Source organism: Pseudomonas sp. GW821-FHT11D10 (genome assembly GCF_058808435.1).
Window position 1 is genome coordinate 1,400,320 of record NZ_JBXARR010000001.1, and the last position, 12,326, is coordinate 1,412,645.

11 protein-coding genes are annotated in these 12,326 nt (G+C 62.1%); 4 read left to right on the forward strand and 7 right to left on the reverse strand.

The features are described 5' to 3' along the window. Positions 1–9 precede the first annotated feature (9 nt). The 6 genes from AC1RT4_RS06360 to AC1RT4_RS06385 form a co-directional block, all read right to left on the reverse strand. The gene (locus tag AC1RT4_RS06360) at positions 10–1,809 is read right to left on the reverse strand and encodes a DUF2341 domain-containing protein (protein ID WP_493084379.1); all 1,800 of its coding nucleotides are present in this window, start codon (positions 1,807–1,809) and stop codon (positions 10–12) included. A gap of 14 nt (positions 1,810–1,823) precedes the next feature. Continuing rightward, positions 1,824–3,419 carry a ShlB/FhaC/HecB family hemolysin secretion/activation protein gene (locus AC1RT4_RS06365; protein WP_493084381.1) on the reverse strand — a complete coding sequence of 532 codons (1,596 nt, stop codon included), beginning with the start codon at positions 3,417–3,419 and terminating at the stop codon, positions 1,824–1,826. 55 nt (positions 3,420–3,474) lie between these two features. Next, the gene (locus tag AC1RT4_RS06370; RefSeq protein ID WP_074690888.1) at positions 3,475–4,101 is read right to left on the reverse strand and encodes a transposase; all 627 of its coding nucleotides are present in this window, start codon (positions 4,099–4,101) and stop codon (positions 3,475–3,477) included. Positions 4,102–4,306: 205 nt separating this feature from the next. Beyond that, a complete protein-coding gene (locus AC1RT4_RS06375) occupies positions 4,307–5,515 on the reverse strand; it encodes a DSD1 family PLP-dependent enzyme (RefSeq protein ID WP_493084471.1) in 1,209 nt (402 codons plus the stop codon). Between the two features lie 74 nt (positions 5,516–5,589). Next, positions 5,590–6,918 (reverse strand): D-arabinono-1,4-lactone oxidase, encoded by a 1,329-nt coding sequence (locus tag AC1RT4_RS06380; protein WP_493084473.1) that lies wholly within the window; start codon positions 6,916–6,918, stop codon positions 5,590–5,592. 76 nt (positions 6,919–6,994) lie between these two features. Next, entirely contained in the window at positions 6,995–7,348 is a 354-nt protein-coding gene (locus AC1RT4_RS06385) for a c-type cytochrome (protein WP_493084383.1), read from the reverse strand. 320 nt (positions 7,349–7,668) lie between these two features. Between AC1RT4_RS06385 and AC1RT4_RS06390 the strand changes: the two genes are divergently transcribed. Together AC1RT4_RS06390 and AC1RT4_RS06395 are read left to right on the forward strand one after the other, a co-directional pair. Continuing rightward, positions 7,669–9,294, forward strand: coding sequence for an NADP-dependent glyceraldehyde-3-phosphate dehydrogenase (locus tag AC1RT4_RS06390; protein WP_007955118.1), 1,626 nt, complete (start codon positions 7,669–7,671; stop codon positions 9,292–9,294). Between the two features lie 46 nt (positions 9,295–9,340). Continuing rightward, a complete protein-coding gene (locus AC1RT4_RS06395) occupies positions 9,341–10,381 on the forward strand; it encodes an FUSC family protein (RefSeq protein WP_493084475.1) in 1,041 nt (346 codons plus the stop codon). Positions 10,382–10,384: 3 nt separating this feature from the next. Here the strand turns inward: AC1RT4_RS06395 and AC1RT4_RS06400 are convergent, their stop codons facing one another. Continuing rightward, entirely contained in the window at positions 10,385–11,278 is an 894-nt protein-coding gene (locus AC1RT4_RS06400; RefSeq protein ID WP_493084386.1) for a DMT family transporter, read from the reverse strand. Between the two features lie 140 nt (positions 11,279–11,418). Here AC1RT4_RS06400 and AC1RT4_RS06405 point away from each other — a divergent pair, with 140 nt between their 5' ends. Beyond that, positions 11,419–11,856, forward strand: coding sequence for an Lrp/AsnC family transcriptional regulator (locus AC1RT4_RS06405; RefSeq protein ID WP_007955121.1), 438 nt, complete (start codon positions 11,419–11,421; stop codon positions 11,854–11,856). A 39-nt stretch (positions 11,857–11,895) separates the two neighbouring features. Further along, positions 11,896–12,222, forward strand: coding sequence for a YceK/YidQ family lipoprotein (locus AC1RT4_RS06410; RefSeq protein ID WP_493084388.1), 327 nt, complete (start codon positions 11,896–11,898; stop codon positions 12,220–12,222). Positions 12,223–12,326: the final 104 nt, after the last annotated feature.

Genomic DNA, 12,326 nt, shown 5'->3' on the forward strand with positions numbered 1-12,326 from the left:
CTGTGCTCCTCAGGCCGGTACGGAGTGGTTGGCGTGATGACCGCGCTGATGCGCCGCTTCACTGGACTGGCCTTCGCCGTGCATCTCCGCCAGACGGGTGATGAACTCGTCGACGAACACGCGCATGTCGGCGCTGACTTCCTTGTTGCGGGTGATCAGGCGGTTGTAGCCAAACAGCGCCGGGATCGCGACGAACAGGCCCATGGCCGTGGCCAGCAACGCGGCCGCCATACCCGGCGCGATGGCGTTGATGTTGACGTCGCCGGCCATGGCCGTGCCGAGGAACACCACCATGATCCCCAGCACCGTGCCGAGCAGGCCGATGTACGGGCCGCCGGCGATGGCGTTGGACAGGGTCGAAAGCTTCGAGCTGAGCTGCTGGTTTTCACGGGTGCGCACGCCGTCCATGGAGCAGCGGATGGCTTCGATGGTCGCCGCCGAAACGGACGAGGTATCGGCGCCCTGCTCGCGGCGGGTGCGGATCTCTTTCACAGCCACCAGATACAGGCGCCACAGCGGTGAGTGCTGCAAACGCTGGGCGAGTTGGGTGTCGTCGGCGAACATTTCCAGGCGAGTGCCGACCTTGGCGAATTGCACGCGGAAGTCTTCGTTGGCAGCGGTGACGCGGCTGAGGGTGCGGTTCTTGCGCAGCATGATGATCCACGACTGGAACATCATCAGCACCAGCACCGCGATGATCACCCAGGCGTCCACCGGCACCGCGTTGAGCAGGAAGCCGAGGCTGCCGAAACCGAAGCCGGACTGTTCTTCATCGACGCCGTAAGCCACCAGTTTCGACTCGGCGCCCTGGGAAGTGGCGTCGGCGAGCAGCAGCGGCGCCGGACGGGCGACTTTCGACAGGCGCAGTTCATCGATAGCGCCCACGAACGGCTGGAAAGGACCTTCGTGCAGGTCGGCGCCGATGGCCATGACCGAGTTGAACGCCGGCATTGCCTGAGCCAGTGCCGCGCCTTCGCGACCGTTGATGTACAGCGTCACTTTCGCGCCTTCGGCGGTCAGTGCGACGTGCTGCCATTGGCCCGGATTCAGCGGCTGCGTGGCGACGGCGCGCTGGCCATCGATCTCCACGAACGGCACGCCCTGATTCACACCGACCAGCAAGCTGTTGGTGCCTTCCCGGCGGGCCAGGATCAGTTGCTCGCCATTGGCCTGATCCAGTCGCAGCCAGGCACTGAAGGTGAACGCGCTGCCGGCGTTGTGCTGCAACGACGGACTGGCCGGTAACAGCAGCGGCTGGCCGCTGAACTGCAAGGCACGCCCTACTACGCCGTCAATCGCCGCGCCGGTCGCGCTCTGCGCGGTGTTGCCGTAGGCGGTAGTGTCTTTCGCCGGGGTGCCGGTGGCGCCGTCGAAATGATAGAGCGCGGTGTAATTCGGATCGAACGTCAGTTGGCCGTTGCCGGTCGCCGGCGCCTTCTGGTTGCCGTAGTACATCCAGATGTCCTGACGCTGACCGCCCTCGACATTCGGCACATCGACCCAGATCAGCGCCATGCCCATCAGCGCGTCGAAGCTTTCGATCTGGTGGTTGAGCACGGTCTTGTCATCGGCGGCGACGAAGCGCAGGTCCGAGCCGTCCTCTTTTACGCCATCAAACGTGAAGTTGCCGGTGTGCAGGCGCACCAGCAGCGCGGTGCGGCCCAGAGCCTGATTGATCGCGGCACCTTGCGGTGTGGTGTCGACGGCGATCTGTTTGCGGTAATGCCAGTCGTCCTGCCACCAGGCCTGGGCCGTGGCCGGGAGCACGAAGCCCAGGCAGATCAACAACGAAAGGAAAAGGCGCTGCATGGAGGTGCTCCTTGTTAGAAAGTGGCCTGAAGGTTGAAGTGCAGGCGCGATTCCTGTTTCGAGGTGTTCGGCCCTTCGAGTAGCGGGTAGCCCCAGTCGAGGCTGCCGGACAGCCATTTGCTCAGGCTGGCGCGGGTGCCGAGGCCGATGCTGGCCAGGGCGTAATTGGCGTCCTGGTCCGGCAGTTCGTCACGCAGATAGAGTTGCGCGCCTTCGGCGAAGGCGTAGAAGCGCCAGTCCTGCATCCAGCCGCCGACGTACTTGGCCAGCGACGGTGTGCGCAGCTCTTCGCTCAGCAGGAAGCCGTCATCAGCGGTGCGTTCGGCCGCCAGATAACCGCGCACTGAAGTCGCGCCGCCGGCGGAAAACTGTTCATTGGAAACCAGCGGCCCCGACGCCAGCTGAAACGCGGCTTTGCTTGCGCTCTGCCAGTCGCTGTCGAAGGTCCAGGTGAAGTTGGTATCGCCCTTGAGCACGGCGAAACTCGGGTTGGCGCGGTAGCGTTTGTAGTCGAAGTCTTCGTCGGAACTGCCGTAGCCGAAGATGCTGCGGGTGGCCGCGACCAGGCTCAGACCGAGGCCGAGCTGGCTCTTTTCGCTGTAGCGATAGCCGTTGTAGGCGAAGGTGAACGGCGCGTATTTCAGCGGCACCTTGTCGCTTTCGCCGGACAGGGTCAGGCGCTCGTCGAAGTCCTTGAAGTCGATGCCGGCCGACAGCGAGTTCGACCAGTTGCCGCTGGACGGGATCGTGTAGATCGCCGCTACGCCATAGGAATGGCCCTTGCCGAGCACGTTGCTGCCGCCGATGGTGGCGACGTTGCTGTCGGACTGGTAACCGGAGAACTGCACGCTCCAGCGCTCGGTCAGCGGCGCGGTGTAGGAGCCCGACCAGACCTTGGCGTTGTCGGTTTCCTGGGGTGCGGTGAAGAACGTCAGGTTGACGCTGTGCCCCAACTGCCAGAGGTTGTTGTAGCCGAGGCTGGTGACGGTGCGCAGTTTTTCGGTGTCGGCGCTGTAGTCGTTGTTCAGACCCACGCTGGCGGTCCACGGGTTCTGGTCTTCGACCTGCAAGTCCACGTCCATGGTGCCGGGGCGCTGGCCTTCGCGCACCAGCGGCATCACCTGCCGGCCCGGGGTCTTGTTGAGTTGCGCCAGTTCGCCCTGGACCTTGGCGAAATCCGGCACCTCGCCTTCCTTCAGCGCCGGGACGTTGTCGCGGATATCCAGTGGCGAATAGTGTTTGGCGCCGACCACGCGGACCCGGCCGACCTTGGTTTCGCTGACTTGCAGGTAGACGATGCCGTCGGCCACCGCTTGCTCCGGCAGTTCGACGAACACCGATTGGTAGCCGCGTTCCTGATAGGCCTTCTGCAAGGCATCGCGCGCGCCTTCGATGTCGCTCAAGGCTTTTTGCGGGCCGAGAAACGGGTAGACCGCTTCTTCGATCGCCCGCGCATCGAGCACGGTGTTGCCGCGCACGAAGTATTCGTTGACGTCCACCAGACGCTGCGCCGCTGCGTTTTCGGCCTCATCGGCGAACGCCGGCTGCGCGCCGGCCGTCACCAGCAGCCAGCCCCACAGCGCCAGCCGTGACGTGAAAATCTGCTCCACACTACCCCCTGAAATTCGCGATGACCTGTTGGCGCTCATGCGCCTTGCGTGTGCGTCAGTTACTGGCGTTCTTGATTGCTGAAGTGCAGGCCCCGGTGTGCTTGCCCAGCCAGGTGTGCAGCAGCGCGAAGTTCAGCGAGAACTCGGGCATTTGCAGCAGCGCGCCGCAGAACACTTCACCGATGATTTTCTGGATGAGCTGCACCGCACGCGGCTCGTTGAGCAGCGTGGCGATGTCGCGACTGAGGACGTTGAAGCTCCAGACTTTCTGGTTCAGGCCCAGGCCGACGAACCAGCGAAACAGCAGGTTGTAATTGAGCTGTTCATAAAGCTGCTGCTCGCTGGGCACCGAATACAGCAGTTGCAGCAGCAGAATGTGCATGACCGTCTGCGGGGCGATCAGCATGCCGGGTTGGGCATTGAGGTCGTGCAGGAGGTCGCGGTGGGCGTCGAGCAGGTCATCGATCTGCGGGCGCAGCAGCACCAGCGAATGCCCCGGCGGAATGTAACTGGAGACCTCTTTCAAGGCGCCCTGCCAGTCATCCTGCGACACGATCCAGACCCACGGCGCGCCGTAGCGATACACCGAAACCGGCTTCTTGCGCGCGGCTTCGACGATCTTCGACAGGCGTTGATCGAGTTCCTGCATGCCCACTTTCGAGTAGCGTTCCATAGTCCCCATTGCCTCACTCCCGGCGTCCCGCCTCGGCTTGTGAAAAGCGCCCAAAGGGCCCCTCAAGCGCGTTACATAGGCATGACCGGACTGGCGATGTGCTACCGAACTTTTGTCATAAAAGCTTCATTACAGAAATTGATCGGGGAATTGCGGGCATAAAAAAACCTGTGGGAGCCGGCTGGCTCCCACAGGGCTTCATCGTGATTCAACGTCAGGAATAAACCGGCCAGGTATCGACGATCTTGCCGCCACGCACCGCCAGCAAGTCGCCGAATTGCAGGAGGACGGCCTCGGTCTGGGTCGGCCGCAGAAAGACTTGATCCTCCACCGTCAACCCCACGGCATTCGAACCATTGACCATTTCCTGATTAGAGCTACGGCCGTAAACGCCATTGCTCTGCAATCCGGGCGGTGATTCGAACTCGGCCATCCAGTTGCCGCCGTAGATAAAAAAGGTCTGCCGCTGGTTGGTGTCCCACCACGAAAACAGCTTCGACTTGTCGTCCAGCGCCGGAATATTCACCGCCCCCGTGCTTTTCAACACTGGCGTGGCGATGTACGCGGCCGGCTCGTGTTCGACCAGTGACGGCAAGTCGTAATGAGTCGGCTTGAGCATCGCCGTACCCACCGACACTTCGCTGCTCAGGCTTTCGTTTGCATGCATGCGATAACTCGGGCTACCGGCAGTGTTCAGGCACAAACCGTCATGCCACAGCGCCGGATATTGCTGCCGGGTGAAGTCGACGCAGCGCTGATAAATCACCATCACCTTGGCGAACAGTTCCTCGGGCGAGCCGAGAATCCCCGGCACGCCCATGCCCACGAACGGGTCGTAACCCATGAACCCGGCGAACTCCAGATGCTGCGGGTTGGCGGCGATCAGCGCGAGCATCTGGCCGAGCACGTTCACGTCACTGACGCCGCCCCGGTGCAGGCCGACGTCCAGCTCGATGTTGATCCGCATCCGCGTGCCCAATCCCTGGGCCAGTGCGAGGTATTGCTGCAGACGTTCGGGGTTGTCGATCAGCCATTGCAGTTGTTTCGTCGGGTCGAACGGGCCTTTGTGGATCTGGTAGAAAATCTCGGCGGAACGCACCGGCAACGGCTTGCCGAGCAGAATGTCGGACTGCGGGAACGTCACCGCATCGTGATTGAGAAACGGCTGATGAAACGACATCAGCCGCTGCGTCCCTGCCCGTTGGCCGATGTAGCTGAGCAGCCCCGGTGACGGCAGGGATTTCTCCACCAGCCGCAACTGCTTGCCTGCGCGTTTGACCGAGCGCATCACCACGTCGATGTTGTGGTCGAGTCGATCAAGATCGATCAGCAACACCGGGCGCATCGGGCCTTTGGTCTTGAGCTCGTTGTTCAGCGCCCGGAAATAGTCACTGTAAGGCCCGCCGCGATCTCCAGGCCTCAACCATGCGCCAACCCCCACCAGCAAGGCGCCGACACCCAACGCACCGAGCACGAAGTTACGTCGATTGACCGCCATCAGCTCACCCCCAGAATCGACGACAGATGCCCGTTGAGAAACTTGCCGCTCGGGTCCAGCGCCTGGCGCACCTGAATGAATTCCTGCCAGCGCGGATAGAGCGTTTGCAACGTCCGGGCATTCAGCGTGTGCAATTTGCCCCAGTGCGGGCGCCCGTTGTACTTCCAGAAGATCGGCTCGACGGCGGCGAAGAAGTTGTGATGGTCCATCTGGTAATGCTGGTGGACCGAGATCGAGCAGCTGTCGCGGCCTTCGAACATGCTCAGCGGAATGTCGTCAGCCTTGACGTAGCGGTACTCGATGGGAAACCAGGTGCGCAGGTCCTTGTCGCGGATCAGCTTGAGAATCTCGCGCAGGCAGGCCGGACCGTGTTCGGCGGGCACTGAATATTCCATTTCGTTGAAGCGCACGGTGCGCACGTTGGCGTAGATATCGAACGAGTCGCCGACCCGGTCATCGAAACTCGCCAGATGCCGCAGGCTGTTGAGCAGCGAACTGCGCAGGCCCGGGAAATCGCTGCCGTACTTGTCGATCTTCTCGATCAGGGTCACGAACTCGTTGCCGCCCTCCTCTTCGGGCGGGATCGGCGGCGTGGGCGGGTCGGTGGTTTCGTTGAGGGCGATCGACAAGGCGTAGTCGGAATGGGTGACGACGAGCATTTCCCAGTGCTGGTTTTCGCTCGTGTTCTTGTCCAGGTCTTCCAGCAGCTCTTCGGTTTTGGCGATCCACTGGGTTTCCCGCAGGCGATAGGCCGGACGGTTTTGCAGGCGGATTTTGGTCGCCACGCCGAGTGCGCCGAGGGACACCCGGGCGGCGTTGAACACTTCGGGATGACGCTGGTTGTCGCAATCCAACACCTCGCCACTGGCGGTCACCAGTTGCATCCCGCAGACGTGGGCCGAGTAGGATTGGAAGGTTTTGCCGGTGCCGTGGGTTGAGGTGGAAATCGCCCCGGCGAGGGTCTGGTAGTCGATGTCGGCCATGTTTTGCAGGGCCTGGCCGACATCCTTGAGCGGCACGCCCATGCGCGACATCGGCGTGCCGGCGGCGAATTCGGCCTGCAGGGTTTTCGGGTCGTGATCGAGCAGACCGTTGAAGTAGCTCAGGGACAACAATGTGCCGTCGGTGGGCACCAGCGCGCTGAAGGAATGCGCCGAACCGACAGGGCGAATCTTGCCGGGGGCTTGCTGAATGATCGTCGTCAATTCATCCAGACTCTTCGGCGCCACCCGCGCCGCCGGCAGGCAGCTCTGCCCGCCCGACCAGTTGCGCCAGGGAATCAGGCGCGGTGCGCGCATCAACTGGCCCAGCGCCGGATTGGAAGCCAGCGCGCTGAACGCGCCGACGATGCTTGCCCGTTGCAATAACTGCCGGCGTGTCAGATCTATCGGCATGCCAGGATCCTTATTGTGGGAGCGGCTGGTCGGCCATGAAGCCGATCAACTGAAGGAATTGTTCTTCCGAGCACTCGACGCACTGGCCCATCGGCGGCATGCCGTTGTAGCCGTTGATGGCGTGGTCGAGCAGCGTGTCGGCGCCCTGCTGGATGCGCGGTTCCCAGGCCTTGCGGTCACCGGTCAGCGGCGCATTTGCGGCGGGGTTGGCGTGGCAGAGCTGGCAGCTGTTGGCGTAGATCTGCGCCAGCGCCGGGTCTTTGGGAATGGTGTTGTTGGTGCTGGCCGGGGGTTTGGGGTCTTCGCCACAGCCTGACAGCGTCATGGCCAACGCCAGTAATAATGTGAGTCGGATTGCCCGCATAACGGCCTCGCTTATTGTTGTGGTCACACCTTAAGGCAGGCGGGTCGGCGGGTTGAGGGCATTGCGGGACATTGAGGGGGGCAAACGGGGCCAGCCCATTACCTGAAGATGATCGTTCCCACGCTCCGCGTGGAACGCGGAGCGTCCCTTGAGGCATTCCCACGCAGAGCATGGGAACGATCATGTGTGGATGCCCGCTCTGCTGTGCGGTTTCGCGTGACATTCGCGTGACATTTGCGGGTTTAAATTTCCGCGCATTCAGGCGTATAACCTGTTGAGACTTTTTGATCTGCATGCGGACATCAACACGGGGTAGCGACATGACCACAGCAAACATCCTTGGCAACCTGTTCCCTTCTGTCAGCGACATCCCGGAAAAATACCGCCTCGACGGTCAGGTCGAGCAACGCGAATACCTGGTCGATGGCGAGTTGCGCCGCTGGGACGGCCCGCTCGCCACCGTGCGCAGCCCGGTCTATCTGCATGGCGACAACGGCGACGAGCAGGTGATCCTCGGCAGCACGCCGCTACTGGATGCCGATACCGCCCTCACCGCTCTTGACGCCGCCGTCCGCGCCTACGACCGCGGCCAGGGCCTGTGGCCGACCATGCGCGTGGCCGAACGCATCCAGCACGTCGAAGCCTTCCTCGGACGCATGCGCCAACAGCGCGACGCCGTGGTGAAACTGCTGATGTGGGAAATCGGCAAGAACCTCAAGGACTCGGAAAAAGAGTTCGACCGCACCTGCGACTACATCGTCGACACCATCAATGCGCTGAAAGAACTCGACCGCCGCTCCAGCCGTTTCGAGCTGGAACAGGACACCCTCGGCCAGATCCGCCGCGTCCCGCTCGGCGTGGCGCTGTGCATGGGGCCTTACAACTATCCGCTGAACGAGACGTTCACCACGCTGATCCCGGCGCTGATCATGGGCAACACCGTGGTGTTCAAACCGGCCAAGCTCGGCGTGCTGCTGATCCGCCCGTTGCTTGAAGCCTTCCGCGACAGCTTCCCGACCGGCGTGATCAACGTGATCTACGGCAGCGGCCGCGAGACCGTCAGCGCGCTGATGGCCAGCGGCAAGATCGACATCTTCGCGTTCATCGGCACCAACAAGGCCGCCAGCGACCTGAAGAAACTGCACCCGAAACCACACCGCTTGCGCGCCGCCTTGGGCCTGGATGCGAAGAACCCCGGCATCGTCCTGCCCGAGGTGGATCTGGACAACGCGGTCAGCGAAGCAGTCACCGGTTCGCTGTCGTTCAACGGCCAGCGCTGCACCGCGTTGAAAATCCTGTTCGTGCATGAAGATGTGGTGGACAGTTTCATCGAGAAATTCAACGCCAAATTAGCCAGCCTCAAGCCGGGCATGCCGTGGGACAGCGGGGTTTCGCTGACGCCACTGCCGGAGTCGGGCAAGGTCGATTATCTGCATGGGCTGGTGGCTGACGCGCAGAGCAAAGGCGCCCAGGTGGTCAACCCGAATGGGGGCGAAGCGCGGGCCTCGTTCTTCTATCCGGCGGTGCTGTACCCGGTGACGCCGCAGATGCGCGTGTATCAGGAAGAGCAGTTTGGCCCGGTGGTACCGATCGTGCCTTACCGTCACCTCGATACCGTGATCGACTACGTGCTGGAATCGGACTTCGGCCAGCAACTGAGCATTTTCGGCACCAACCCGGTGGCCGTCGGCCGACTGGTCGACACCTTTGCCAACCAGGTCGGGCGGATCAACCTCAACGCTCAGTGCCAGCGTGGCCCGGACACTTACCCGTTCAACGGGCGCAAGAACTCCGCCGAGGGCACGCTGTCGGTACACGATGCACTGCGGGTGTTCTCGATCCGTACGCTGGTGGCAACCAAGTTTCAGGAACCCAACAAGGATCTGATCAGCGAAATCATTCGCGGGCGCGATTCGAACTTCATCGCCACCGACTACATCTTCTGAGGAGGAATCAGCGCTGAGCACTTTCAGCCCCCACCGCTGGCCGCCGCTGTTGCGGCGGATCCTGCGGCCGTTGCTCGACCCGTATCGACGTTATCGCCATGCACGAACGATCCACGCGGTGCGGGTGGCACTGGGGTTGCTGGCGACAATCCTGCTGACCACCGGCATCAATCTGCCCCACGGCGAATGGGCGTCGGTGACCATGCTGGTGGTGATCGGCGGCTTGCAGCATCACGGCAACATCGGCAAGAAAGCCGCCGAACGTGCAACCGGCACCTTGATCGGCGCCGGCGTCGGTTTGTTACTGGTGGCGCAGCAGGCATGGCTGGGCATGCCGTGGCTGACCTATTTTGCGATGGCGGTGGTGTGCGGATTTTTCTCGTATCACGCCATCGGCAAGGGCGGCTACACCGCCCTGCTCTCGGCCATCACCGTGTTCATCGTCGCCGGGCATGGCGACAACCCGATCACCGACGGGCTGTGGCGCGGGGTCGATATCCTGATCGGTATCGCTTTGGCGCTGGCCTTTTCCTTCGCCCTGCCGCTGTACGCGGTGTACTCGTGGCGCTACAACCTGGCCGATGCGCTGCGTGATTGCGCAACCGTATACGGACGGATCATCGGCGGCCAGCCTGTAACCGCCGACGAACACTTGAAGTTGATGAGCCGGCTGAACGCAGTGATGGTGCAGTTGCGTTCGCTGATGCCGTCGGTGTCCAAGGAAGTCAAAGTCTCGATGACCGAACTGGACGCGATCCAGCGCAACCTGCGCATGTGCATCAGCACCCTGGAAATCCTCGGCAACATCCGCCCGGATGCCAACGATCCCGACGCCATGGCGCACCTGCAAGCGGCGCTCAAGGCCGAGCACCGGCATATTCGCGTGCAATTGATCGGCATGGCCCGGGCGTTGAAAACCGGAGCGTCCGGTCGATTGGGGCGTCCGGTGGAGTTGCCGGACGCCAGCCTCGACACGCCGGTCTATAGCCCACTCGATGGCTACCGTTTGTTGACCCGGCAACTCGCCGCCAACGTCGGCGAGATGCGCCAGCGCCTGGCGAAGACTGCGCCGCGCTGGAATATCTGAGGTTTACTGCGCGGCCAGGCGCCGCGCCTTCAGGCCCCAACCCTGTTGCATGCCGGCAGCGGCCAGCAGAATCGCCGCCACGCCGATCCATTGCAGGGTTTGCAGTTGGTGGCCGAAGGCAAACCAGTCAACGAAAATCGCCGCGATCGGGTAGATAAACGACAGCGCGCCGGTCAGTGCGGTCGGCAGTTTCTGGATCGCGCCGTAGAGCAACACATACATCAGACCGGTGTGGACAATGCCCAGTGTCACCAGACTGGCCCAAGCACTTGGCGCCTGCGGCATCGCTGAAAAATGGGCGAATGGCGCGAGCAGCAACACCCCGGTGCAGACCTGGATCAGCGCGATCAGGTGCGGCGGCGTGCCGGTCAGGCGCTTGATGATCAAAGCTGCGATGGCGTACAGAAACGCCGCCCCCAGCGCCAGCGCGATCCCTGTCAGGTAATCATTGCCGCCCTCGCCCTGCCCGCCGTGGGCACTGACGATGGCCAGCATCCCCATGAAAGAAATCGCCAGCCAGAACAGCTTCTGCAGGGTGATCTTCTCGCCGAGAAACAGCGCCGCCAATCCCACCAACATGAACGGCTGGACGTTGTACACCGCCGTGCCGATGGCAATCGAGGCCCGTGAGTAGGAGGCGAACAGCAGCACCCAGTTGCCGACGATTGCCACCCCGCTGAGCACCGCCAGCAGGAAGGTGGTGCGGGTCAGAATGCCTGGGCGCAGAAAGCCGAACGCGGCGCAGATCAGCAGCAGGGTTCCGGCGCCGAACACGCAGCGCCAGAACACCACGTCCAGCACCGGTTGCCCGGACACCAGCACGAACCAGCCGATGGTCCCGGATATCAGCATGGCGGCGGTCATTTCAAATGAGCCGCGACGGATTGTGTTGTCCATCATCAATCTCCTTAATGTGTGGCAAAAGTATGCCAAGCGAGACCGTGGCTTCTCCAGCGCAAAAAGCAGGCTAAACTCGATTTCTGCCTTTCTTATCAAGGGTGGTTTGCGTCATTCGCCTAATGCGGGAGTTTTTTTGTATGACCGACGATATCGACCAGATCCTGATCGGAGCCTTGATGGAGGATTCGCGGCGCTCGCTCAAGGCGCTGGCGCAGATCAGCGGATTGTCTTCGCCGAGCGTGGCCGAGCGCTTGCGCCGCCTGGAAGAGCGCGGTGTGCTCAAGGGCTACACCGTGGAGATCGACCCGAAATGCTTCGGCTACCAGTTGCAGGCCATCGTCCGCGTGCGGCCGTTGCCGGGGCAGCTGCAGGAAGTGGAGCGGCAGATCATGTCGATTCCCGAGTTCACCGAGTGTGACAAGGTCACTGGCGAGGACTGTTTTATCGCTCGCCTGCATGTGCGTTCGATGGAGCAACTGGACACCTTGCTCGACCGGCTGAATACGCTGGCGGAAACCAATACGGCGATCGTCAAGAAGACCCCGGTAAAACGGCGGTTGCCGCCGATGGCCTGAGCGGCGTAGATTGAGTTTTTCCGGCGAAGGATTGGCGGCATGAAAATTCAGGCAATGATGCTGGCGGCGTTGATGCTGGCAGGGTGCGGGACGGTGCAGACCGTGGCGTTCAGTGACAAGCATTCCACCGATCAGTTGAAAGCGAACAAATCCTACTGCGGCGCTGTACCGCGTATCTACAGTGGCGTGACGTACGACTTCTGCATGCTGCACGCCGAAAAGCCGGATGACGTCGATGCGTTCAACTACAAGAACGCGACACCGGGTCTGCTGGTCGATGCGGCCGTGTCGGGCGTGCTCGATACCTTGCTGTTGCCCTACACGATCTACAAGCAACAGGCCGATGGCAGCATCGAGATCAATTGATCGCCTGCTCGCTTTTTCGCAGGCAACAAAAATCTATGGTCACCCCCATTTTTGCAATACTGATTAACGGGTGGTGTGGTTGGCTTGCTTAAATCTATCCGGCG